The sequence below is a fragment of the Actinomadura graeca genome, from assembly GCF_019175365.1.
Classification (GTDB): Bacteria; Actinomycetota; Actinomycetes; order Streptosporangiales; family Streptosporangiaceae; genus Spirillospora; species Spirillospora graeca.
Genome location: NZ_CP059572.1, coordinates 7,894,594 through 7,919,231, shown reverse-complemented (window position 1 = coordinate 7,919,231; position 24,638 = coordinate 7,894,594). Strand labels below are relative to the sequence as shown.

The following is a 24,638-nucleotide window of genomic DNA, read 5'->3' as shown; positions in this document are numbered from 1 at the left end:
TCACCACCCCCTGTGAGGAACATGCCATGAGGCCCTTCCGGCGGATGGACCGTGCCGCTGAAACGGCGGCAGAACGCCTGCTGAGAGCCGGTACGCTGCTCAGACAGGCCGAGACGACACCCGATCTGCGCGCCGAGTACCGCCGCGACGAGATCGTCAACGACTCTCCCTATCGTGAGCGCTGGGCACACGACCGCGTCGTCCGGTCGACCCACGGAGTGAACTGCACCGGCTCATGCTCATGGAAGGTGTATGTCAAGGACGGATTGATCACCTGGGAAACCCAGCAGACCGACTATCCGAGTGTCGGGCCCGACCGTCCGGAGTATGAGCCCCGCGGCTGCCCGAGGGGCGCGGCCTTCTCCTGGTACACCTACTCGCCGACCCGGGTGCGCACGCCCCACGCGCGCGGTGTGCTGGTGGAGATGTACCGCGAGGCCCGGCGGCGGCTGGGCGACCCCGTGGCCGCGTGGGCGGAGATCACCGGCGACCCGGTCAGGCGGGAGCGCTACCAGTCGGCGCGCGGCAAGGGCGGGCTGGTCCGCGTCGGCTGGGACGAGGCGCTGGAGATCGCCGCCGCCGCGCACGTGCACACCATCCGCGAGCACGGCCCCGACCGGGTGGCGGGCTTCTCTCCGATCCCGGCCATGTCGATGGCCTCGCACGCGGTGGGGGCCCGGTTCATGGCGCTGATCGGCGCGCCCATGCTGTCGTTCTACGACTGGTACGCCGACCTGCCGGTGGCGTCACCGCAGGTGTTCGGCGACCAGACCGACGTCCCCGAGTCCGCCGACTGGTGGGACGCCGCCCACCTGATGCTGTGGGGCTCCAACGTCCCGGTGACCCGCACGCCCGACGCGCACTGGATGGCCGAGGCCCGCTACCGGGGCCAGAAGGTCGTGGTGGTCTCGCCCGACTACTCCGACGCCACCAAGTTCGCCGACGAGTGGGTGCACCCCCATCCCGGGACGGACGCGGCCCTGGCCATGGCCATGGGGCATGTGATCCTCACCGAGTCCTTCGTCGAACGGCCGGTCCCCTACTTCACCGACTACGTCAAGCGCTTCACCGACCTGCCGTTCCTGGTCGAGCTGGAGGAGCGGGACGGCGCCCACGTTCCCGGGCGGTTCGTCCGCGCCGCCGGGCTCGCCACCGCGACCGGCACCGACGCCGACCGGTGGAGGCCCCTGCTCATCGACGCCGCGACCGGGGAGCCCGCCTCCCCCAACGGCACGGTCGCCGACCGCTGGGGCCCGGAGGGCGAGGGCCGCTGGAACCTGGACCTCGGCGACGTCGAGCCGCTGCTCACCCTGTACGCCGGCGAGGACGGCGACGCCGCCGAGGTCGTGCTGCCGCGCTTCGACGTCCCGGACGCGACGGTCCGCCGCGGCGTCCCGGTCCGGCGGGTGGGGGGCCGCCTCGTGACGACCGTGTACGACCTGCTGCTCGCCCGCTACGGGGTGGGCCGCCCGGGGCTGCCCGGCCGGTGGCCCGGCGGCTACGAGGACGCCGCGGAGCCCGGCACCCCCGGCTGGCAGCAGGAGATCACCTCCGTGCCCGCCGCGCAGGCGGTGCGCCTCGCCCGCGAGTTCGCCGGGACCGCGGAGAAGACCCGCGGCCGGGTCATGATCGTGATGGGCGCGGGCACCAACCACTGGTTCCACTCCGACACGATCTACCGGTCGCTGCTGTCGCTGCTGATGATGACCGGCTGCCAGGGCGTCAACGGCGGCGGCTGGGCCCACTACGTCGGGCAGGAGAAGATCCGGCCGCTGGCGGGGTGGCAGCAGCTGTCCACGGCCGCCGACTGGGCGCGCCCCTCCCGGCAGATGGCCGGGACCCCGTACTGGTACCTCCACACCGGCCAGTGGCGGTACGAGCGGTACCCGGCGGACGCGCTGTCAGCAGCCACGGGCCGCGGGCTGTTCGCCGGGCGGCACACCGCCGACCTCGTCGCCGAGTCCGCGCGGCGCGGCTGGATGCCGTCCTACCCGACGTTCGGCGCCAACCCGCTCGACCTCGGCGACCGGGCCCGCGCCGCCGGAGGCGACCCCCGGCGGTGGGCGGCCGCGGAGGTCGCGGCGGGCCGGCTGCACTTCGCCGGGGAGGATCCCGACGCCCCCGGGAACTGGCCCCGGGTCCTGACGGTGTGGCGCGCCAACCTGATCGGGTCCTCGGCCAAGGGCAACGAGTACTTCCTGCGGCACCTGCTCGGCGCGTCCGACAACGCCACCGCGGCGGAGGCGCCGCCGGGCGACCGGCCGCGCACGGTGGCGTGGCGGGACGACGCGCCGCGCGGCAAGCTCGACCTGCTGCTCGCGCTGGACTTCCGGATGACGTCCACGACCCTGCACGCCGACCTGGTGCTGCCCGCCGCGACCTGGTACGAGAAGCACGACCTGTCGTCCACCGACATGCACCCCTACGTCCACGCGTTCTCCCCGGCGATCGACCCGCCGTGGCAGGCCCGCACCGACTTCGAGATCTTCCACGGGCTGGCGCGCAGGTTCTCCGGGCTGGCCGCCGAGCACCTGGGCACCCGGCACGACCTGGTCGCCACGGCCCTCCAGCACGACACCCCGGACGAGCTCGCGGAGCCGGACGAGGCCGGGCCCGGCGACGCGTTCCCGTCCGTCGCGCTGGTCGAGCGCGACTACACCGCCGTCGCCGACCGGCTCGCCGCGCTCGGCCCGCTGCCGGAGCGGGCGGGCATGACGGTGAAGGGCGTGACGGTCCGCGCCGGCGCCGAGTCGCGGTGGCTCGCCGCCCGCGGCGGGACCGTGCAGGACGGCGCGGCGCGCGGCCGGCCCCGGCTGGACACCGACGTCCTGTTCTGCGAGGCCATCCTGGCACTGTCGGGCACCACCAACGGCAGGATCGCCGCCGAGGGCCTCGAGCGCCTCGCCGAGCGCTGCGGCGCCCCGGGCCTGCGGGAGCTGGGGGCGTCCGTCGCCGAGCGCCGGGTGGTGTTCTCCGACACCCAGCAGCGGCCCGTCGCGGTCGGCGCGAGCTTCGAGTGGTCGGGCAAGGAGGCGCCCGGCCGGCGGTACTCCCCGTTCACCATCAACACCGAGAACGGCAAGCCCTGGCACACGCTGACCGGCCGCCAGCACTTCTTCCTGGACCACGCGTGGATGGCCGAGCTCGGCGAGCAGCTGCCGGTGTACCGGCCCCCGCTGGACATGACCGCGCTCGGTGAGGGCGGCCGGGCGGAGGGCGACGCCGGCGCGGACGGCCCGTCAGTGACCGTCCGGTACCTGACGCCGCACTCCAAGTGGTCGATCCACTCGGAGTACCAGGAGAACCTGCTGATGCAGACGCTGGCGCGGGGCGGGCCCGTGATCTGGGTCAGCGTCGAGGACGCCGCCGCCATCGACGTCGCCGACAACGACTGGATCGAGGCGGTCAACGCCAACGGCGTCGTCGTGGCCCGCGCGATCGTCTCCCACCGGATGCCGCCCGGCACGGTCTTCATGTACCACGCGCAGGACCGGCTGGTGAACGTCCCGAAGTCGCAGGCGACCGGACGGCGCGGGGGCACCCACAACGCCCTGACCAAGCTGCTCATCAAGCCCACCCACCTCATCGGGGGCTACGCCCAGCTGTCGTTCGCCCCCAACTACTACGGCCCCACCGGGAACCAGCGGGACGCGGTCACGGTGATCCGCCGCCGCTCACAGGAGGTGCGGTACTGATGCCCGGCCGCGACGCGCCCCGCGTGATGGCCCAGATCGCGATGGTGATGAACCTCGACAAGTGCATCGGGTGCCACACCTGCTCGGTCACGTGCAAGCAGACCTGGACCAACCGGCCCGGGACCGAGTACGCGTGGTTCAACAACGTCGAGACCCGCCCGGGTCAGGGCTACCCGCGCGGCTACGAGGACCAGGACCGCTGGAAGGGCGGGTGGCGGCGCACGGACGCCGGGCGGCTGAAGCCACGGTCGGGCGGGCGGGGCCGCCGCCTCGCCCGGCTGTTCTCCAACCCGGAGCTGCCGGCGCTCGACGACTACTACCAGCCCTGGACCTACGACTACGGCAACCTCACCGGCGCGCCCCTCGGCGACGACCTGCCCACCGCCCCGCCCCGCTCGCTGATCGACGGGCGGCCCACCGAGGTCACCTGGGGTCCCAACTGGGACGACGACCTCGGCGGCGGCCCCGGGCATCTGGCCGGGGACCCGGTGCTGCGGCAGGTGGCCGACAAGGTGCGGCTGGAGTACGAGCAGGCGTTCATGTTCTACCTGCCGCGCATCTGCGAGCACTGCCTGAACCCGTCGTGCGTGGCGGTGTGCCCGTCCGGCGCCCTGTACAAGCGCATCGAGGACGGCATCGTCCTCGTCGACCAGGACCGGTGCCGCGGCTGGCGCATGTGCGTGAGCGGCTGCCCGTACAAGAAGGTCTACTTCAACCACCAGACGGGCAAGGCCGAGAAGTGCACGATGTGCTACCCGCGGATCGAGGCGGGCGAACCGACCGTCTGCTCGGAGACCTGCGTGGGGAGGCTGCGCTACCTCGGGGTGATCCTCTACGACCCCGACCGCGTCGGCGAGGCCGCCTCCGTGGAGGACGAGAAGGACCTGTACGAGGCGCAGCTCGGCTGCTTCCTCGACCCGCACGACCCGGCCGTCGCCGCGGCGGCCGAGTCGAGCGGCATCCCGCACGACTGGGTGGAGGCCGCCAAGCGGTCCCCGGTGCGCGCGCTGATCAGCGACTACCGGGTCGCGCTGCCGCTGCATCCCGAGTACCGCACGATGCCCATGGTCTGGTACGTCCCGCCGCTGTCGCCGATCGTGGAGGCGCTCGCGGAGGGCGGGCACGACGGCGAGGAGACCGGGAACCTCTTCGGCGCCATCGACGCCCTGCGGATCCCCGTCGACTACCTGGCGGGCCTGTTCACCGCGGGCGACCCGGCACCGGTCGAGGCGTCCCTGCGGACGCTCGCCGCGATGCGCTCGCACATGCGCCGCGTCAACCTCGGCGAGCCGCCCGATCCCGCCATCGCCGCGAGCGTCGGCATGGACGAGGCCGGGATCGAGGCGATGTACCGGCTCCTCGCCCTGGCCAAGTACGAGGAGCGGTACGTGATCCCCACCGCGTACACGGCCGGGGCCGCGAGCGGCGAGGAGTTCGGCGGCTGCGGGCTCGACGGGCCGGGCGGCCCCGGGATGATGGAGGAGTCCTTCCACGCGCCGCTCGTCACCCCGGCCCCGGCGGGCGCGGCGGCTTCGACGGGCACGGCGGGCACGGCCGCGGCCGGGAGCCTGCGCGGGCGCGTGAACCTGCTCGGCTGGAACGGCCGGGGGCGCCCCAAGGGGCTGTTCCCCGCGCGCGAGGAGGAGGACCGGTGATCGAGGTGGTGATCCGGCAGGCGGCCTCACTGCTGCTGCGCTATCCCGGGCCCGGTTGGGCGGAGACCTTGCGGCTCGTCCGCGACACCGCCGGGGGGCTTCCCGACGGGCGGTGCGCATCCCTGCTGCGGTTCTGCTCGGACGTCGCCGCCGTCCCGCCGCTGGAGCTGGAGGCCCGCTATGTCACGACGTTCGACCGCAGCCCCCGCCGGACGCTGCACATGACCTACTACACCGATGGCGACACCCGCCGGCGCGGCGCGTCCATGGCCGGGCTGAAGGGCGAGTACCGGCGGCGGGGCTGGCGGCCGCCCGACGACCAGCTGCCCGACTTCCTGCCGGTGATGCTGGAGTTCGCGGCCCGGTGCCCGGAGGCCGGGGAGCGGCTGCTCGCCGGTCACCGGCCCGGGCTGGAGCTGCTCCGCCTGGCCCTGCGCGACCACCGCAGCCCCTACGAGCGGGTGATGGAGGCGGTGTGCGGGACCCTTCCCGGGCCGTCCGTCCGCGACCGGCGGGCGGCTCTGGAGCTGGCCCGCACCGGTCCGCCGGCCGAGGCGGTCGGCCTGGAAGGGTACGGCGCGCACGCCCGGCCCGTCCCCCTGGGAGGCCGGCCGTGAACCATCTGCGGGTGACGCTCTGGGGCGTCCTCCCCTATGTGTCCTTGATCCTGTTCGTCGCGGGCTCCCTCTGGCGGTACCGGTACGACCGGTTCGGGGTGACGACCCGTTCGAGCCAGCTGCACGAGAGCCGCCTGCTGTCGGTCGGCGGCCCCCTCTTCCACTTCGGGCTGCTGTTCGTCCTCGCGGGGCACTTCGTGGGGCTGGTGGTCCCCGAGTGGCTGACGGAGGACGCGCACGTCAGCGAGCACCTCTACCGGGCGAACGCGCTGGTGGTCGGGGGCATCGCGGGGACGGCCACGGCCACCGGCCTGGCCGTCCTGCTCTGGCGCCGGATGCGGGTGCGGGCGGTCCGCGCCGCGACCGGCCGCACCGACCGCGTGCTGTACCCGGTGCTGGCCGCGGTCGTGCTGGCGGGCCTCACCGCGACCCTGCTGGGCCCGGTGTCCGGCAACTACGACTACCGGCTCGGCGTGTCGGTGTGGTTCCGGAGCGTGTGGGAGCTGGACCCGGACGTGTCGGCGATGGCGTCGGCGCCGCCGGTCTACCAGGTGCACGCGCTGCTCGGCATGGCGCTGTTCGCGCTCTGGCCGTTCAGCCGGCTCGTCCACGCCTTCGCGGCGCCGGTCGGGTACGTGGCCCGGCCCTACGTCGTCTACCGGTCGCGGGGCGACGCGCGGCGGCCGGTGCCGCCCGGCGAGGTCCGCCGGAGCGGCGGGGTCACCCCGGGTTGACCGTGAAGCGGCGGAGGGCCAGCGCCGGGTTCCTCTCCCGGACGGCGGCGACGCGCTCGGGGGCGACGTCGCCGGACGCGACGCCGGTCCCCTCGCCGAGCGAGGCCACCACCACGCCCATCGGGTCGACGATCATGCTGTTGCCCGCGCCGGTCGGGGCGCACTGGTCCGCGGCGGCCACGTAGATGGTGTTCTCGATCGCGCGGGCCCGCACCAGCGTCCGCCAGTGGTCCTCCTTGAGCGGCCCCGGGACCCATTCGGCGGGCAGCGCCAGCACGTCGGCGCCCGCGTCGACGATCCGCCGCGTCACCTCCGGGAACCGCACGTCGTAGCAGGTCTGCATGCCGAACGTGACGCCGTCGGCGGTGAAGGTCTCCGGGTCGGCGATCTCACCGTGCCGCACCAGCGAGGACTCCTTGTACCCGAACGCGTCGTACAGGTGCATCTTGCGGTACACGGCCGAGATCGCGCCGTCCGGGCCGACCGCGACGAGCGTGTTGGAAATGCGCCCCGGATCGTCGAGCCGCTCGTTGACGCCCGCGACGACGTACACGCCGTGCCGCCGCGCCGTCTCCCCCAGCCCGGCGGTGTACGGGCCGTCGAGCGGCTCCGCGGACTCCACGAACCGCTCGTCCATCTTCGGCGCCGTGAACATCGCGAACTCGGGCAGCACCACCACCCGCGCGCCGCGTCCGGCCGCCTCGCCCACGAGCTTGCGGGCGGCGGCCAGGTTCCCGTCCTTGTCCTCACCCGGCGCGAACTGCGCCACGGCGACATGCACCACGGTCATCCCCTCCCCATCAGAGCCGGTCGACGGCCGTCACACGGATGACGGCCTCCCCCTCCTGGTCCGATCCCGCCAGGTCGACCTCCGCGGAGATACCCCAGTCGTGGTCGCCCTCGGGATCGTCGAAGACCTGCCGGACGCGCCACAGCGCGTCCTGCGGGACCTCCTCGATCTGCAGCAGCTTCGGCCCGCGCGCGTCGGGCCCGGTGAGCAGCTCGTCATGCTCGGCGAAGTAGCCGTCCATCGCCTCCCGCCAGGCGTCGCCGCCGAAGTCGGGATCGAGCTCCGCCAGGTCGCCGTACCGCTCGGTCGCGGCCAGCTCCACGCGGCGGAACAGCGCGTTGCGCACCAGCACCCGGAACGCGCGCGCGTTCGCGGTCACCCTCGTGACCCGCTCCTCGATCGGCTCGTCCACCTCCTCGGCCGGGTTGGCGAGCTGCTCCCACTCGTCCAGGAGGCTGGAGTCCACCTGCCGGACGAGCTCGCCCAGCCATTCGATCAGGTCGATGAGGTCATCGGTCTTGATCGACTCCGGGACGGTCTGCTGGAGCGCCTTGTACGCCCCCGACAGGTACCGCAGGACCAGGCCCTCGCCCCTGGCCAGCTCGTAGAACGCGATGTACTCGGTGAACGTCATCGCCCGCTCGTACATGTCGCGCACCACCGACTTCGGGCGCAGCGGATGGTCGCCCACCCACGGGTGCCCCGCCCGGTAGATCTGGTACGCGGCGTCCAGCTCGTCCTCCAGCGGCTTCGGGTGGTCGACGTCCTGGAGCAGCTCCATGCGCTCCTCGTACTCGATGCCCTCGGCCTTCATCTCCTGGACGGCCTCGCCGCGCGCCTTGTTCACCTGCGCCGCGATGATCTGCCGGGGGTCGTCCAGGGTCGCCTCGATCACCGACAGCACGTCCAGCGCGTACGAGGGCGAGGCGGGGTCGAGGATCTCGAACGCCGCGAGCGCGAACGTCGACAGCGGCTGGTTGAGCGCGAAGTCCTCCTGGAGGTCCACGGTGATCCGCGCGTACCGCCCGGCGTCGTCGGGCTCGGGCAGCAGTTCCACGACGCCGCCCGCCAGCAGCGAGCGGTAGATCGCGATGGCCCGCGAGATGTGCCGCCGCCGCGCCGCCGGGTCCTCGTGGTTGTCGGTCAGCAGGCGCTTCATCGCCTGGAACGCGTTCCCGGGCCGCGCGATCACCGACAGCAGCATCGCGTGGCTCACCTGGAACCGCGACCGGAGCATCTCCGGCGCGGCCTCCTGGAGCTTGGCGAAGGTGTCCTCGTCCCACCCGACGAACCCCTCCGGGGGCTTCTTGCGCTGCACCTTCCGCCGCTTCTTCGGGTCGTCCCCGGCCTTGGAGAGGGCCTTCTCGTTCTCCACGACGTGGTCGGGCGCCTGCGCCACCACGAACCCCACGGTGTCGAACCCGGCGCGCCCGGCCCGCCCGGCGATCTGGTGGAACTCCCTCGCGCGGAGCCTGCGCACCCGGTGCCCGTCGTACTTGCTGAGCGCGGTGAACACGACCGTCCTGATGGGCACGTTCACGCCGACGCCCAGCGTGTCCGTCCCGCAGATGACCTTCAGCAGGCCCGCCTGCGCCAGCCGCTCCACCAGCCGCCGGTACTTCGGCAGCATCCCCGCGTGGTGCACCCCGATCCCGTGCCGGACGAACCGCGACAGGTTCCGCCCGAACCTCGTCGTGAACCGGAAGTTCCCGATCAGCTCGGCGATCCTGGCCTTCTCCGACTTCGTGCACACGTTGACGCTCATCAGCGCCTGCGCGCGCTCGATCGCCGCCGCCTGCGTGAAGTGCACCAGGTAGACCGGGGCCTTCTGCTCGGCCAGCAGCTCCTCGATCGTCTCGTGCAGGGGCGTCACCCGGTAGTCGTAGATGAGCGGGACGGGCCGCTCCGCCGACGTCACCAGGGCCGTCGGGCGTCCCGTCCGCCGTGTCAGGTCCTTCTGGAAGAACGCGACGTCGCCCAGCGTCGCCGACATCAGCAGGAACTGCGCCTGCGGCAGCTCCAGCAGCGGGATCTGCCACGCCCAGCCCCGCTCGGGCTCGGCGTAGAAGTGGAACTCGTCCATCACCACGACGCCGATGTCGGCCTCCGCGCCGTCCCGCAGCGCGATGTTCGCCAGCACCTCCGCCGTGCAGCACACGATCGGCGCGTCGGCGTTCACGCTCGCGTCCCCGGTCATCATGCCGACGTTCTCGCGCCCGAACATCGCGCACAGGTCGAAGAACTTCTCCGACACCAGCGCCTTGATCGGTGCCGTGTAGAACCCCACCTGCTCCTTGCCCAGCGCCGCGAACAGCGCCCCGGCCGCCACCAGGCTCTTCCCCGACCCGGTCGGGGTCGAGAGGATCACGTTGGCGCCGGAGACCACCTCGATGAGCGCCTCCTCCTGCGCCGGGTACAGCGTGATCCCCCGGCCCGACACCCATCTCTCGAACGCCTCGAACAGCGAGTCGGGATCGGCGTCGTTTCCAGAGGGCAGCTCATCGATAAGGCTCACCCCTCCATCCTGCCCCCGCCCGCGCACTCCCCGTGTCACCGCCGCCTCCTCCAGCGCCCCAGGGCGGTGACGGCGCCGATCCCGGCCGCCACCACGTTCAGCACGCCGCCGATCATCGGCGCCAGCTCCACGATCGTCCCCATGCCCATCACTCCCGTCGCGTCCTTGCTGACAGGAGCAGCCTGTGCCGCCGCGCACACCGGTGTCTGTGACCGCCTGTGACCCGCTGCGAGCGCACCCAGCATCACGGCTCTGACCTGCGATCTCCCTGCCTACGACGGCACGCTCGCGCACACCTGGCGCACACCCGCTACGGGAGCCGGGGCACCCTCCGCAGCCCCTCCGCGACCCTCTCCTCGACGTCGGGGACCTTCATCCCCAGCCACCGCAGCCGAGCCGCCGCCTCCTGCACGCCGATCCCCAGTTTCCGCGAGACCCGCAGCAGATGGAGGAGCGGAACCGGGAAATAGGACTCCAGCCAGAAGGCGCTCTTATGCCTGACGTACCGGAGCAGCACGAGGTCGGCGGGGTCCGCGACCTCCGGTATGTCGCCTTCCGGCAGGGTGAATCCGAGGGACGCCAGCCGCCCGGCGGCCTCCCGGGGGCCGATGCCGAGTTCCACAGACGCCTGGACGAGGTGCCTGCGCGGCACGGGGGCGTCGACGTCGAGCAGCCTCATGCTGCGCCCGTAGTTGTCCGTCATCAGGCGCAGTGTCGGGTCGTCGATCGCGGCCGGAAGGTCTCCGGAAGGGACGTCCATCCCGTACTCGGTGAGCCGCGCCGCCACCGCCTCCGGCGCCAGCCGCGCCTTCCCGCTGGTGAAGAGCAGCTCAGGCAGGCGGATCCGCGCGCCGACGGGCCAGCAGGACCCGAGCAGGGCCCCGTAACGCCTGAGCACCTGCAGATCAGGCTCTTCGACGCGCTCCGGCAGCCCGTCGGGCACCGGCACGCCGTAAGCGGCCAGGCGGGCCGCGACCTCCGTGACCGGCACCCGCAAATCGAGAGCCGCCCGCACGAGATGACCGGGCGCGAGTGGCAGGGCAGGGTCGATCTCCTTCTCTTCAAAGGCGAGCTGCCAGTTGAAGAGCGTGCGGTCCTCGGCGGAAGGGCGGGCCGGAAGCGCGCTGCCGTCCACACGGAAACCGAACTCCGACAGGCGGGCGCAGACATCGGCTGTCGGAAGCCCCAACTCCCATGCGCATTGGACGGCATGCGACGCCGGAAGAGGGAACTCCCGGCTTTCGATGGGGAGTTCGGGGTCCACCGACCAGCTCAGCAGCCGCAGGTCCTGCGGGGACACCTTTCGCGACGGGACGTCCTCGGCCGGCAGGAGATGCCCATAGGACCTCAGTCTCGTTTTGAGCTCTGGCACCGGGATGCCGTATTGGAGGGAGAGGGCAGCCAGATGGAACAGAGGGACTACATCGGTGCTCCTCCACCACATGGGCCGACCCGTGCGTTGCGTGCTGAGAAGAGCGAGATCCCTGCCGTCGACCTCGGGGTCGGCCGAGAAGCGTGCCGGGTCGACGTCGAGGCCCAGGTCCAGCGCACGCTGAGCCGCCTCCCTCGGCGAGGTCCCCGTCAGCATCGCGATCCAGGACATATGGCCGGGGTAGGTGGTGACGTCGTCGAAGGCCCAGCCCCATTCGGTGATGGAAAGCCCCTGCGGGGAATTGATGAATTCGTTATTGAATGCCAGCAGGAGGACGTCGGAGGGAAGGGCGGGCCGGACGGCCCCGGTTTCAACGGCCCCCAAGGCGGCGAGTTCCTCCTGCGCCCCGCGCGCGATGAGCCTCCAGAGCAAAAGGTGATCATCGATGTGCACACCGAAGTCCCACGTCGCAAGGTCGGGCGCCACCGCGGCCCCGCCGATGCCCTCCTCTTTCACACCCAGGAGGTGGGTGTCCTGCAGGAAGCATCCGGTGCTCGCGACATCGATCTTTCCGTCTCCGTCGGCGAACGGGCGGCCGGCCTCGGCGGCCTTCTCCGTGACGAGGTCGGCCAGGCGCGGGTTCGCCGCCCCCACCGCGCTGACCCAGCCGACGTCCAGAAGCTCCGTCCCCGAGGTCATGAGCTCACCGGCCGCCGCCGCGAGCAGCCGCTCGACCGTGCCGGAGGCGTCGGACAGCACCGTCCGGCGGTCCACGGACAGCCGCGCGGGCGCGGACGCGCCGGTGAGATTGACGACCGCGCCGCGCAGATCCCCGTCGCCGATCCCGGCGAGGACGCCGCGGCGCAGGGCGGGACGGGCGTAGATCCCGTCGACCAGCAGCCCGCCGCCCTTCTCGCACCAGACGACCTGGCCGCCGTCCGCGTCCCGCCAGTGGACGAGCCTGCCGTGGGCGTCGAGCCCGTCCTCCTGCCATGACGGGCGGACACGCGGCTTGAGCACGCCCGGTTCCCAGTGCTCGTCCTGGTCCTCGCGCCTGGCCCTGGTCTCGAACTCGGCGATGCCCAGCAGGCGGCGCAGTTCGTCCACGCAGGACGGCGCGTCCTCCCCTTCGCGGAGGTAGAGCCTCACGCGCGTCCCGGCGGGCCGGTCGGCGGGGAGATGCTCGATCCGGAACAGGTGGCCCGGCCCGAAGATCGATACCTTGAGGGTCGGATGGGGGCGGTTGCCGCGGTCGAGCGGCCGGGTGACGACCTCGATCTCGTCCGCGATCATGAAGTAGCTCAGGACGCCGATGCCGAAGCGGCTGTTGGCGTGGAACGGGATCGGCGGGTCGGAGCTCCTCCATTCGGCCGACTCGACCAGGAATTCCGCGGTGTGGGTGAAGCGGGTGCCCGCCTGGGAGAAGACGTCGGTGAGGACGGTCTCCGTCATGCCGATCCCGTTGTCGAGGCATTCCAGGTAGGCGCGGCCGTTGGCGTCCACTCCCTGGGTGAGGAGGATGCGGCCCCTCCAGTCGTCCTGCCAGTCGCCTTGGCCCCGGTAGGCGAGACGGGCGCGGCGGTAGCGGCAGGCGTCCAGCGCGTTCTGGTACAGCTCGCGGATGGCCAGGCCGCGGTCCTGGTAGAGCTGCTCCCCCATCAGCAGTTCCTGGACGCGTCGCTCGTCGAGCCGGAACCGGCTGACCCGCTGGAAGAGCGCGCGGCCGTCGTCGTCGGTGGCGGCTTCGACGCCCTCGGCCGACGCCCGGGCGGGCAGGTCCGCGAGCACGTTCAGGGTCGGATGGTCACCGCGGCCCTGCCGGACGGTGTGCAGGAGGGCGTCCACTTGGACCGCGTACTGGCGCAGCCCTTCGAGTTCCGCGGGGTGGCGGCATTCGGCGCTCAGGACCAGGCAGTCCAATCGGCGCACCCAGTTCGCCCGGTCCAGGACGGTCGCCCGCAGCTCGGGCAGCGTGACCGGATGCGGGATGCCCAGGTGCCGGGCGACGACGTCGGGGAGCCGGGCGAGATCGAGCGTCAGGGCGTGGGAGACCGTGAGGACCTGGCCGATCAGCAGTTCCCTGACGCGCTGCTCATGCGGCTCACCCGCGAACAGCACGGCCTCGAACTGCGGCGCGTTCTTGCGTCCGGTGTCGCCCAGCTCGGACAGGTCGAGCCGCAGCGTGGCGAGGAACCTCTGGACCGTCTTGGCGTCCAGGATCCCGTCGCGCATCCGCGGGTCGGGGACGCCCGCGTCGTCCAGGAGGTCCCGGACGGCGCCCAGCCGGTAGGAGGGCGGGAAGCGCGTGGCCCAGCGGCGGAACAGCCACCAACCGATCTCGGTGGCGGCGGTGTCGCGGTCGGGCAGGGTGCGGGCCCGGGCCCGGTCGACCATCTCCCGCTGCCCGCCGAGGAAGGACTCGTACTCCCGGCGGGGGCCGTCGCCCAGGCCGGTGCCGAGGTCGAGCGGGCCGACCTCGCGGAGCCCGGCGAGCGTCCGGGCCAGATGGGCGTGGTGCAGCGGCGGCACCAGCGCCAGCAGCGCGGCCTCGGCCGGTGAGAGATCGCTCAGGGAGCCGGCGAAGGTGGTCCGCAGCAGCCAGTCGGTCCACTTGGTGAAGCGGCCGGCGAGACCGGTGTCGAGCCAGGGATCGTCGTCGAGGTCCGCCTCGGCCTCGGAGCAGAGCACCCCGAGGCGTTCGGCGAGCGCGGCCGCCGCCCCCCGGAAGGGCGAGGCGTCGCGCCGTTCGTCGACCAGCGTCCAGGCGGCGTGCCCTTCGGCCTGGGCCGTCCACGGGTGCGGGGACGGCTCGGCCCTGGCCGACCTCGCCTCCTCGTACAGGCGGACGGCGGCGCGGACGTCGCCGTCGCCGCCGTCCATGGCCCGGACGAGGTGTTCGAGCTGCCGCCCGTCGACCGGGAGCCGCAGGCCGCGCAGCCAGTCGTTGATGTAGGACGCCGACTCGATGTGCATCTGCGCGCCGATGTCGCGGCGGCTCTTCTGGCCGTTGTCGCGGTGGACGCGGTCGAGGAGTTCCAGGAGGCGGCGGTGCGGGCCGTCACCGGGCCAGTTCGTCCGGTCGATCCGCTGCCCGCGCCCCACGCCGCCTCCCCGTTGCCGCCCGGGAACCTCTCTACACCTCCGATAGGCGGCAGACCACCCGAATCCGTCAACGCGGGCCCGGGGAGCGGGGCACGGGGCGTCCTTCTTGCAGCGGCGTCAGGACTCCACTTCGGTGCGGTCGCCGCCCCAGAGGGTGTGGAAGGAGCCCTCGCGGTCCACGCGGCGGTAGGTGTGGGCGCCGAAGAAGTCGCGCTGGCCCTGGGTGAGGGCGGCGGGCAGGCGGACGGCGCGCAGGGAGTCGTAGTAGGCCAGGGCGGTGGAGAAGCCGGGCGCCGGGATGCCGAGCCGGGCGGCGGTCGCGACGACGTCGCGCCAGGCGCCCTGGGCGTCGCCGACGGCCTCGGAGAAGTGGTCGTCCGTGAGCAGGGTGGGGGTGTGGGGGTCGGCCTCGTAGGCGGCGCGGATGCGGTCCAGGAAGCGGGCGCGGATGATGCAGCCGCCGCGCCAGATCGTGGCCATCGCACCGGAGTCGATGTCCCAGCCGTACTCGGCGCTGCCCGCCTGGATCTCGTGGAAGCCCTGCGCGTAGGCGACGATCTTCGAGGCGTAGAGGGCCTTCTCGACGGCGTCGGCGAAGGTGGGGTCGGCGACGCGGGCGCGGGGCGGACCGGGGAGGTTCCGGGACGCGTCGCGCAGCGCCGCGTGGCCGGAGACCGAGCGGGCGAACACCGCCTCGGCGATGCCGCCGACGGGGACGCCGAGGTCGAGGGCGGTCTGGACCGTCCAGCGGCCGGTGCCCTTCTGCTCGGCCTGGTCGAGGACGACGTCCACGAACGGCCGCCCGGTGGCGGCGTCGGTGTGCGCGAGGACCTCGGCGGTGATCTCGATGAGGTAGGACTCCAGCCGCCCGGTGTTCCAGGTGCGGAACACCTCGGCGATCTCGGCGGGGGTGAGGTCCGCGGCGTACCGCAGGAGGTCGTAGGACTCGGCGATCAGCTGCATGTCCGAGTACTCGATGCCGTTGTGCACCATCTTGACGAAGTGGCCGGCGCCGTCCGGGCCGACGTGGGCGCAGCAGGGGATGCCGCCGACCTTGGCGGAGATGTCCTCCAGCAGCGGGCCGAGGGCGTCGTAGGACTCCGCGGAACCGCCCGGCATGATGCTGGGGCCGTGCAGCGCGCCCTCTTCGCCGCCCGAGATCCCGGCGCCGACGAAGTGGACGCCGCGCTCGCGCAGGGCCGCCTCGCGGCGGCGGGTGTCGGCGAAGTGCGCGTTGCCGCCGTCGACGATCATGTCGCCGGGCTCCAGGAGGGGCGCGAACTCGTCGATGACCGCGTCGGTGGGGGCGCCCGCCTTGACCATCATGACCAGGCGGCGGGGACGTTCGAGGGAGGCGACGAACGCCTCGGCCGTCTCGGCGGGCAGGAAGGCGCCCTCGTGCCCGAACTCCTCCACCAGGGCCTTGGTCCGGGCGGGGGTGCGGTTGTGGACGGCCACGGGATGACCGTGCCGGGCGAGGTTGCGGGCCAGGTTCCGGCCCATCACGGCCAGACCGGTGACGCCTATGCGCGCCTTCTCCATTGGCTCTCTCCTCCTGTTGTGCGAACCTGGCCAAGGGTGGTACGCGGGGGACCCGTCCCCCGTTCGAGCGCGACCGTCCCGCGCATGGCGTTGTTCCAGGCGGGAACGGGATCACGCGACGACTCGTCCGATACTGACATTTCAGGGGGTGCGGATGCTGGGACTGCCCGACGATGCGCAGGCGTGTCTCTTCGATCTCGACGGGGTGCTGACCGACACGGCGGCCGTGCACGCCGCCGCGTGGAAGGAGATGTTCGACGGCTTCCTGCGCGAGGGATCGGAGCGGACGGGCGAGCCGTTCGTCCCGTTCGATCCCGTCAAGGACTACGGCTCCTACGTCGACGGCAAGAAACGCGAGGACGGCACGCGGTCGTTCCTCCAGTCCCGCGGCATCGGCCTTCCCGAGGGGAGCCCGGACGACCCTCCGGGGAAGGAGACGGTGCGGGGGCTCGGCAACCGCAAGAACGCCCTCGTCCTGCGGTTCATCAAGGAGAAGGGCGTCACCGTCTTCGACGGATCGGTGGACTATGTCCGCGAAGTCCGCAAGGCGGGGCTGAAGACGGCCGTGGTGTCGTCCAGCGCCAACACCGTCCAGGTACTGGAGACGGCGGGCATCACCGGCCTGTTCGACGCCCGTGTGGACGGCGTGGTGGCGGCGGAGCGGAACCTCCCCGGCAAGCCCGCCCCGGACATGTTCCTCGCCGGCGCGCGCGAGGTTGGGGTCCCCGCCGAACGGGCCGTGGTGTTCGAGGACGCGCTCGCGGGCGTCGAGGCGGGACGCGCGGGAGGGTTCGCCTTCGTGGTGGGCGTCAACCGGGTGGACGCGGCGCACGCGGCGGCGCTGTCCGAACACGGCGCGGACGTGGTGGTGGCCGACCTGTCCGAACTGCTGGAGGGCGAGTGACACAGAGCGAGGGGCAAGCCGACCGCCCGGTGTACCTGGTGGAGCCGTGGTGCGTGCGGGAGCCCGAGCTGCGGCTGGACCGGCTGGCGCAGAGCGAGTCGGTGTTCGCCCTGTCGAACGGGCACCTCGGCATCCGCGGCAACCTGGACGAGGGCGAGCCGCACGGGCTTCCGGGCACCTACCTCAACTCCTTCTACGAGCAGCGGCCGCTGCCGCAGGCCGAGGCCGCCTACGGCTACCCCGAGTCCGGCCAGACGGTGATCAACGTCACCAACGGCAAGGTGATCCGGCTGCTGGTGGACGACGAGCCGTTCGACGTGCGCTACGGCCGCGTCCACCATCACGAGCGGATCCTGGACCTGCGGGCGGGCACGCTCACCCGCCACGTGGAGTGGACGTCCCCGGCCGACCGGCGGATCAAGGTCACCTCGGTGCGGATGGTGTCGCTGACGCAGCGGGCGGTCGCGGCGATCTGCTACGACGTCGAGCCGGTGGACGCGGCGGCCCGGGTCGTCGCGCAGTCGGAGCTGGTGGCCAACGAGGCGCTGCCGGGGGGCGGCAAGGATCCGCGCGCGTCGGCGATCCTGGAGAGCCCGCTCGTCGGCGAGGAGCACGTCGCCAACGGGACGAAGGTGCTGCTGCTGCACCGCACGCGCAAGAGCGGCCTGCGGATGGCGGCGGGCATGTCGCACCACGTCGAGGGCCCGGGGTCGATGGCCGTCGAGACCGAGAGCTCACCGGACGTCGGGCGGCTGACGGTCGCGACGCGGCTGGAGCCGGGACAGCGGCTGCGGATCATCAAGTTCCTGGCGTACGGGTGGTCGAGCCAGCGGTCCCGGCCCGCGCTGCACGACCAGGTGGTCGGGGCGCTGGCGGGCGCGCGGCAGACGGGATGGGACGGCCTGCTGGAAGAGCAGCGCACCTACCTCGACGACTTCTGGTGCGGCGCGGACGTCGAGGTGGACGGCGACGCCGAGATCCAGCAGGCGGTCCGGTTCGGGCTGTTCCACATCCTGCAGGCGGGCGCGCGCGCAGAACGCCGGATGATCCCGGCCAAGGGCCTGACCGGCCCCGGCTACGACGGGCACACCTTCTGGGACACCGAGACGTTCGTCTTGCCCGTCCTGACGTACACCTCCCCCGGCGCCGCCGCCGACGCGCTCGCCTGGCGGCACATGACCCTGCCGCTGGCGCGCGAGCGCGCCGCCCAGCTCGGCCTGCGGGGCGCGACGTTCCCCTGGCGGACGATCCGGGGCCACGAGTGCTCGGGATACTGGCCGGCGGGGACCGCCGCCTTCCACGTCAACGCCGACATCGCCGACGCCGTCGTCCGCTACGTGGACGCGACCGAGGACGAGCGGTTCGAGCGGGAGATCGGGCTGGAGACGGTCGTGGAGACCGCGCGCCTGTGGCGCAGCCTCGGCCACCACGACGTCGGCGGCGTGTTCCGCATCGACGGGGTCACCGGCCCCGACGAGTACAGCGCCATCGCGGACAACAACGTCTACACCAACCTCATGGCGCGCCGGAACCTGGAGTCGGCCGCCGAGATGGCGATGCGCCATCCCGACCTCGCCGACAGGCTGGGGGTGACGACGGAGGAGGCCGCGTCCTGGCGGGACGCGGCGGCGGCCATGCTGATCCCCTACGACGAGCGGCTGGGTGTCCATTCGCAGAGCGAGAACTTCACCAACCACGCGCGCTGGGACTTCGCGGCGACCAAGCCCGACCGCTATCCGCTGCTGCTGAACTACCCCTATTTCGACCTGTACCGCAAGCAGGTCGTGAAGCAGGCCGACCTCGTCCTCGCGCTCCACCTGTGCGGGGAGGCGTTCACGCCGGAGCAGAAGGCCCGGGACTTCGAGTACTACGAGGGCCTGACCGTCCGGGACTCCTCGCTGTCGGCGCAGACGCAGGCCGTCGTCGCCGCGGAGGCGGGATACCTGGACCTGGCGCACGACTATCTGGGCGAGACGGCCCTGCTCGACCTGCACGACCTCAACCACAACACCCGCGACGGCCTGCACATCGCGTCGATGGCGGGCGGATGGAGCGGTCTCGTGGCGGGATTCGGCGGGATGCGCGCGCGGGACGGGACACTGCGGTTCGCGCCGCGGCTGTGCGGCGGCATCAGCCGGCTGGCGTTCCGGATGCGGTACCGGGGCAACCGGCTGCGGGTCGAGGTGACCGCGGAGTCCGCCCGCTACGAGCTGCTCGACGGGCCCGGCCTCAAGCTCTGGCATCACGGCGAGGAGGTCACGCTCGCCGACGAGCCCGCCGAGCTGCCCATCGAGCCGGTGCCGTCCCGTCCCGCCCCGGCGCAGCCGGCCGGGCGGGAGCCCGCGCCCCGCCGCGTCGACCCGCACGGCCGCGACGCGCGCCGGGCCTGAGCACGCAGGCCGGGGCCCGTCTCTCACGGCGGCCCCGGCCATCGCGCCATGGGCCGGACGTCGCAGCGCCGCCGCTACCCCTCGGGGGTGCAGGCCGGGGCACAGCCGTCCGGCAGGCCGTCCTGGACGGCCGGCGTCCCGACCGGCGTGCCGCCGCCCTCGCCGCCGGTGCCGTGACCGGAGTCCTGTGCGGGGCGGGGCCCGGCGGCGTCGTCGCCGTGGCCGCACGGCCCGCCGGGGACGACGAGCCGGCGCGGCCCCGGTCCCTCGTCGCCGAGCCGGTCGTAGGGGTTGGCGAGCGCGCACTTGCTGATGGACAGGCAGCCGCAGCCGATGCATTCTGTGAGGTCGTCGCGGAGCCGTTCGAGCTGGGAGATGCGGGCGTCCAGGTCGGTGCGCCACGCCTCCGACAGGCGCGCCCAGTCCGCCACGGTCGGGGTGCGCTCCTCGGGGAGGGTGGCGAGGGCGTTCTTGATGTCGCTCAGCGGGATCCCGACCCGCTGGGACACCTTGATGAACGACACCCGGCGCAGGGCGTCGCGGGCGAAGCGCCGCTGGTTGCCCGCGGTGCGGCGGCTGCTGATCAGGCCCTTGGCCTCGTAGAAGTGCAGCGCCGAGACGGCCACGCCGCTCCGCTCGGCGAGCTGCCCGACGGTCAGTTCGTGTACCCGGTGCTCCAGCCGTGTCATGCCCCGCATCCTATGCGGGCTCAACCTCGGTCGAGGTTCGCCGGCGGGCCGCTGGAACGCCGTCCGGACGCCGCCTGGACGCCGCCCGGGGCGCCGCTAGTACGCCGCCGGCCGCGCGCCGCCCACACCGTGCCCGGCCCGCGCGTCCCTGCCCAGCTTGCGCAGCCGGAACGCCGCCCCGACCATGACGGCTCCGAACACGATCGAGCACAGGCCGATCAGCCAGACGATGGCGACCGCGCCCGACGCCGGCCAGGCGAACAGCAGGATCCCGAACACGACCGAGACCACGCCGGTGAGCGCGTACCCCCACTCGCCCTGGATCTCCTTGCGCAGCGCGAACGCGGCGATGATCTCCATCACGCCGGTCGCGACCGCCCAGGCGGCGATCAGCATCAGCAGGACGAACGCCGTGACCCCCGGCCACGCCATCGCCGCGATGCCGAGCGCGATCCCGGCGACGCCGGACAGCACGAGCAGCCCCCGGGGCTGCCCGCGCGTCCCGCGGAACGCCGCGGCCAGCGCGAACACCCCGTCCACGAGTGCGTAGGCGCCGAACAGCACCACCAGCGCCCACACGGTGATGTCGGGCCAGACCCAGGCGACGACACCGAACAAGATCGCGAATGCGCCCCGCAGGGCGAGGACCCACCAATGGCGGGTCATCAGTTCGAACATGTCTGCCTCCCCCCGTTCAAAGGGCCCTTCCCCGATTTCGGCCCCTCACACGGCGGCGCGCCCGCCGGGGCAGGGCCGGCGGGCGCGTGACGGACGACTTGCGGGCCTCTACTCCTCCAGGCGCCGGACCAGGCCGTGGTACTCGTCCCACAGCGCCTTGGGCAGGTGGTCGCCGAAGGTCTCGAAGTGCTCGGGGACCAAAGCGGCCTCCTGCCTCCAGACCTCGGTGTCGACCGACAGGAGGGTGTCGAGGTCGGCGTCGTCGATGTCCAGGCCCTCGGTGTCGAGCGCCGCCCGCGTCGGCAGGTGCCCGATCGGGGACTTGACGGCGTCGGCCTGCCCGTTGAGCCGCTCCACGATCCACTTCAGGACGCGGCTGTTCTCGCCGAAGCCGGGCCAGATGAACGCGCCGTCGGCGTTCTTGCGGAACCAGTTGACGTAGTAGATCCGCGGAAGCCGCTCGGCGTCGGTGGCCTTGCCGATCTCCAGCCAGTGGCCGAAGTAGTCGCCCATGTTGTAGCCGCAGAACGGCAGCATGGCGAACGGGTCGCGGCGCAGCTCGCCGACCTTGCCCTCGGCGGCGGCGGTCTTCTCGGACGCGACGTTGGCGCCGAGGAACACGCCCTGCTGCCAGTCGAAGGACTCGGTGACCAGCGGGACGGCCGAGGCGCGGCGGCCGCCGAACAGGATCGCCGAGATCGGCACGCCCTTCGGGTCCTCCCACTCGTCGGCGATGATCGGGCACTGGCCGGCGGGGGTGGTGAAGCGCGCGTTGGGGTGGGCGGCCGGGGTATCGGAGCCGGGCGTCCAGTCGTTGCCCTTCCAGTCCGTCAGGTGCGCGGGCGGCTCGTCGGTGAGGCCCTCCCACCACACGTCGCCGTCGTCGGTGAGCGCGACGTTGGTGAAGATGCTGTTGCCCCACAGGGTCTTCACGGCGTTGGCGTTGGTGCTCGCGCCGGTTCCGGGCGCGACGCCGAAGAACCCGGCCTCGGGGTTGATCGCGTAGAGGCGGCCGTCGTCCCCGAACCGCATCCAGGCGATGTCGTCGCCGATCGTCTCGACCTTCCAGCCCGGGATGGTCGGCTCCAGCATGGCGAGGTTGGTCTTGCCGCACGCCGACGGGAAGGCCGCCGCGACGTAGCGGGTCTCACCGGTGGGCGGGGTGAGCTTCAGGACGAGCATGTGCTCGGCCATCCAGCCCTCGTCGCGGGCCATCGTCGAGGCGATGCGCAGCGCGTAGCACTTCTTGCCCAGCAGCGCGTTGCCGCCGTAGCCGGACCCGTAGGACCAGATCTCGCGGGTCTCGGGGAAGTGCGTGATGTACTTGGTGGAGTTGCAGGGCCATGCGACGTCGGCCTGGCCGGGCTCCAGCGGCGCGCCGACGGAGTGGACGGCCTTGACGAACGAGCCGCGCTCCTCGATCAGGCGCAGCGCGCCGGTGCCCATCCGGGTCATGATCCTCATCGAGACCGCGACGTAGGCGGAGTCGGTGATCTCGACGCCGAGCTGGGAGATCGGGCCGCCGAGCGGGCCCATGCAGAACGGCACCACGTACATGGTGCGGCCCTTCATACAGCCGTCGAACAGCCCGTCGAGGGTCTGCCGCATCTCGGCGGGCGCGATCCAGTTGTTGGTGGGGCCCGCGTCGGCCTCGCGCTCGGAGCAGATGAACGTCCGGTCCTCCACCCGCGCGACGTCGGTGGGGTCGGAGGCGGCGTAGAAGCTGTTGGGCCGTTTGGCCGGGTCGAGCCGCGTGAAGGTGCCCTGCTCGACGAGCAGGCCGGTCAGGCGCTCCCACTCCTCGTCCGAGCCGTCGCACCACTCGACGCGGTCGGGCCGGGCCAGCTCGGCGATCCCGCGGACCCAGTCAATCAGTTCGGTGTGACCGGTTGGGGCCTGGTCAAGGCCGGGGACCTGGTGGGACACGGGCTACTCCTTCAGCGGTTCGCAGGATCTTTGCATGATGAACAAGACCGGCTGTTTTTGCCATTTGGTCTGGACCAATCCCGTCGCTTTTGGGCCTTCTCGCCCGGTTTTGTGACTGATATCACGAAGGCACGGACACCGTGGCGATGGAGGGCCGCCACCCGGTATGCACGCCCTCAAGCTGGGTAAACGTGAGTCTCGGTGGCCTTCACGGCCGCCCATACGACGCTGCCCTCGGACAGGCCGAGTTCCGCGACGGCCGCCGGGGTCACCTCCGCGACCGCGGCGAACGGCGGCGCCGAGAGCTGCACCCGCACGCGGTGCCCCTGCTGCTCGACGGCGGCGACGCGGGAGCGCCAGAGGTTGCGGGGGCTGCCGTCGGGACGGGTCCGGTACAGCGCCACCGAGGATGGCGCGAACGCCAGGAATACATCACCTTCGAGTGAGTCCACAGTGTCGATGCTGGCGGTCCCGTCGCCGATCAGGACCGTTCCCGCGTCCGCGCGGCCCCGGTAGAGGTTCAGGCCCATGAGCCGCGCGACGTAGTCGGTCCGGGGCCGCCGCGCCACCTCGGCGGGCACCCCCTCCTGGACGAGCCGTCCCCCTTCCAGGACGACGATCCGGTCGGCGAGCACCATCGCGTCCAGGGGGTCGTGGGTGACGAGGACGGCCGCGCCGGAGAAGCCGGCGAGGTGACGGCGGAGCGCGGCGCGGATCTCCAGCCGGGTGTGGGCGTCGAGCGCGGCGAGCGGCTCGTCCAGCAGGAGCAGCCGGGGCCGGACGGCCAGCGCGCGGGCCAGCGCGACGCGCTGTGCCTGCCCGCCCGACAGCTGCGCGGGCCGGGCGCCGGCGTGGGCGGCGAGCCCGACCCGTTCCAGCCACCCTGCGGCGCCGCGGCGCGCGGCGCGGCGGCCCTCGCCCTGGGAACGCGGCCCGAACGCGACGTTCTCCAGGGCGCTGAGGTGGGGGAACAGCAGGTAGTCCTGGAACACCATGCCGACGGCCCGGCGCTCGGGCGGGAGCGGGCGCAGGTCTGTCCCGTCGACGGTCAGGTGCCCGCCCGCCATCGGGACGAGGCCCGCGAGGGCGCGCAGGGCGGTGCTCTTGCCCGCGCCGTTGGGGCCGAGCAGCCCGACGACCTCGCCGGGCGCGACGGTCAGGGCGAGGTCGAGGTCGAACGCGCCCCGCCGCACGACGAGCCGCGCGTCGAGGCCGGCGGGCGACGTCACGGCGCGCTCACCCACCGGTCCCTGAGAGCGGCGAGCACCAGCACCGAGACGGCGAGCAGCACCAGGCTCAGCACGATCGCGGCCTGCGGGTCGGTCTCCAGCGCCAGGTAGACCGCCAGCGGCATGGTCTGCGTGCGGCCGGGGAAGTTGCCCGCGAACGTGATCGTCGCGCCGAACTCCCCCAGGGCCCGGGCCCAGCAGAGCACGGCGCCCGCGGCGATGCCGGGCGCGACGAGCGGCAGCGTGACCCGCCGGAAGATCGTCCAGCGGGAGGCGCCGAGCGTCGCTGCCGCCTCCTCATAGCGCGGATCGGCGGCCCGCAGCGCCCCCTCGACGCTGATCACCAGGAACGGCATCGCCACGAACGTCTCCGCGAGGACGACCCCGGCCGTGGTGAACGGCAGCGTGATCCCGAACGCCTCGTCCAGCCACCGCCCGGCCAGCCCGCGCCGGCCGAGCACCAGCAGCAGGGCCACGCCGCCGACGACCGGCGGCAGCACGAGAGGCACGGTGACCAGGGCCCGGACGAGGCGGACGCCGGGGAACGGCACGCGGGCCAGCACCCAGGCCAGCGGCACCCCGAGCAGCACGCACAGCCCGGTGGCGAGGGTGGCGGTGAGCAGCGACAGCCGCAGCGCCTCCAGGACCGGCCCCTCGCCCAGCCGGGTGCCGAGCGTCGGCCACGGCGCGCGGATGAGCAGCCCGGCCAGCGGCAGCACCAGGAACGCGAGCCCGGCGAGGGCGGGCAGCAGCAGGATCCAGGGCGGGCGCGCGGACGGGTTCACGGGAGGGCTCACCGC

Annotated in this window: 14 protein-coding genes and 1 pseudogene; 6 read left to right on the top strand and 9 right to left on the bottom strand. The window is 72.7% G+C overall.

Annotation, left to right across the window (positions count from 1 at the left end):
- Nucleotides 1–26 precede the first annotated feature (26 nt).
- The 4 genes from AGRA3207_RS35265 to narI are packed head-to-tail and all read left to right on the top strand — an operon-like array spanning nucleotide 27 to nucleotide 6,701.
- A complete protein-coding gene (locus tag AGRA3207_RS35265) occupies nucleotides 27–3,695 on the top strand; it encodes a nitrate reductase subunit alpha (RefSeq protein ID WP_231331585.1) in 3,669 nt (1,222 codons plus the stop codon).
- A complete protein-coding gene (gene narH, locus AGRA3207_RS35260; protein WP_231331584.1) occupies nucleotides 3,695–5,350 on the top strand; it encodes a nitrate reductase subunit beta in 1,656 nt (551 codons plus the stop codon). Before AGRA3207_RS35265 ends, narH begins: the two co-directional genes overlap by 1 nt.
- Complete coding sequence (narJ, locus tag AGRA3207_RS35255) at nucleotides 5,347–5,967, top strand: nitrate reductase molybdenum cofactor assembly chaperone (RefSeq protein ID WP_231331583.1); 621 nt, start codon at nucleotides 5,347–5,349, stop codon at nucleotides 5,965–5,967. The genes narH and narJ overlap by 4 nt, the downstream gene beginning before the upstream one ends.
- Nucleotides 5,964–6,701 carry a respiratory nitrate reductase subunit gamma gene (gene narI, locus AGRA3207_RS35250; protein ID WP_231331582.1) on the top strand — a complete coding sequence of 246 codons (738 nt, stop codon included), beginning with the start codon at nucleotides 5,964–5,966 and terminating at the stop codon, nucleotides 6,699–6,701. The genes narJ and narI overlap by 4 nt, the downstream gene beginning before the upstream one ends.
- Here narI and AGRA3207_RS35245 read toward each other — a convergent pair.
- From AGRA3207_RS35245 to gndA, 4 genes are all read right to left on the bottom strand, one after another.
- Nucleotides 6,688–7,485: a carbon-nitrogen hydrolase family protein gene (locus AGRA3207_RS35245; RefSeq protein ID WP_231336497.1), complete on the bottom strand. Its 798-nt coding sequence runs from the start codon at nucleotides 7,483–7,485 to the stop codon at nucleotides 6,688–6,690. The genes narI and AGRA3207_RS35245 overlap by 14 nt on opposite strands.
- 16 nt (nucleotides 7,486–7,501) lie before the next feature.
- The gene (locus AGRA3207_RS35240) at nucleotides 7,502–10,006 is read right to left on the bottom strand and encodes a DEAD/DEAH box helicase (RefSeq protein ID WP_231331580.1); all 2,505 of its coding nucleotides are present in this window, start codon (nucleotides 10,004–10,006) and stop codon (nucleotides 7,502–7,504) included.
- A gap of 310 nt (nucleotides 10,007–10,316) precedes the next feature.
- Nucleotides 10,317–14,480, bottom strand: a complete 4,164-nt coding sequence (locus AGRA3207_RS35235; RefSeq protein WP_231331578.1) for a wHTH domain-containing protein — start codon at nucleotides 14,478–14,480, stop codon at nucleotides 10,317–10,319.
- Between the two features lie 117 nt (nucleotides 14,481–14,597).
- Nucleotides 14,598–16,022, bottom strand: coding sequence for an NADP-dependent phosphogluconate dehydrogenase (gndA, locus tag AGRA3207_RS35230; RefSeq protein ID WP_231331576.1), 1,425 nt, complete (start codon nucleotides 16,020–16,022; stop codon nucleotides 14,598–14,600).
- Nucleotides 16,023–16,176: 154 nt separating this feature from the next.
- Here gndA and AGRA3207_RS35225 point away from each other — a divergent pair, with 154 nt between their 5' ends.
- Nucleotides 16,177–16,926: a beta-phosphoglucomutase family hydrolase gene (locus tag AGRA3207_RS35225; RefSeq protein ID WP_231336496.1), complete on the top strand. Its 750-nt coding sequence runs from the start codon at nucleotides 16,177–16,179 to the stop codon at nucleotides 16,924–16,926.
- Complete coding sequence (locus AGRA3207_RS35220) at nucleotides 16,923–19,316, top strand: glycoside hydrolase family 65 protein (protein WP_231331574.1); 2,394 nt, start codon at nucleotides 16,923–16,925, stop codon at nucleotides 19,314–19,316. The genes AGRA3207_RS35225 and AGRA3207_RS35220 overlap by 4 nt, the downstream gene beginning before the upstream one ends.
- 233 nt (nucleotides 19,317–19,549) lie before the next feature.
- Here the strand turns inward: AGRA3207_RS35220 and soxR are convergent.
- The 5 genes and pseudogenes from soxR to modB form a co-directional block, all read right to left on the bottom strand.
- Nucleotides 19,550–20,005, bottom strand: a pseudogene (gene soxR, locus AGRA3207_RS35215) (redox-sensitive transcriptional activator SoxR); the annotation flags it as partial.
- Nucleotides 20,006–20,101: 96 nt separating this feature from the next.
- On the bottom strand, nucleotides 20,102–20,683 hold the full coding sequence (locus AGRA3207_RS35210; protein WP_231331573.1) for an HdeD family acid-resistance protein: 582 nt from the start codon (nucleotides 20,681–20,683) through the stop codon (nucleotides 20,102–20,104).
- Nucleotides 20,684–20,791: 108 nt separating this feature from the next.
- Nucleotides 20,792–22,609, bottom strand: coding sequence for a phosphoenolpyruvate carboxykinase (GTP) (locus AGRA3207_RS35205; RefSeq protein WP_231331572.1), 1,818 nt, complete (start codon nucleotides 22,607–22,609; stop codon nucleotides 20,792–20,794).
- A gap of 176 nt (nucleotides 22,610–22,785) precedes the next feature.
- On the bottom strand, nucleotides 22,786–23,838 hold the full coding sequence (locus tag AGRA3207_RS35200) for an ABC transporter ATP-binding protein (protein WP_231331570.1): 1,053 nt from the start codon (nucleotides 23,836–23,838) through the stop codon (nucleotides 22,786–22,788).
- Nucleotides 23,835–24,635 carry a molybdate ABC transporter permease subunit gene (gene modB / locus AGRA3207_RS35195; protein WP_231331568.1) on the bottom strand — a complete coding sequence of 267 codons (801 nt, stop codon included), beginning with the start codon at nucleotides 24,633–24,635 and terminating at the stop codon, nucleotides 23,835–23,837. Before modB ends, AGRA3207_RS35200 begins: the two co-directional genes overlap by 4 nt.
- Nucleotides 24,636–24,638: the final 3 nt, after the last annotated feature.

Bases quoted from the DNA above. Each gene is read 5' to 3' on its own strand.
- AGRA3207_RS35265 (WP_231331585.1), top strand. From the start codon at position 27: ATGAGGCCCTTCCGGCGGATGGACCGTGCCGCTGAAACGGCGGCAGAA.
- narH (WP_231331584.1), top strand. From the start codon at position 3,695: ATGCCCGGCCGCGACGCGCCCCGCGTGATGGCCCAGATCGCGATGGTG.
- gndA (WP_231331576.1), bottom strand. From the start codon at position 16,022: ATGGAGAAGGCGCGCATAGGCGTCACCGGTCTGGCCGTGATGGGCCGG.
- AGRA3207_RS35225 (WP_231336496.1), top strand. From the start codon at position 16,177: ATGCTGGGACTGCCCGACGATGCGCAGGCGTGTCTCTTCGATCTCGAC.
- AGRA3207_RS35210 (WP_231331573.1), bottom strand. From the start codon at position 20,683: ATGTTCGAACTGATGACCCGCCATTGGTGGGTCCTCGCCCTGCGGGGC.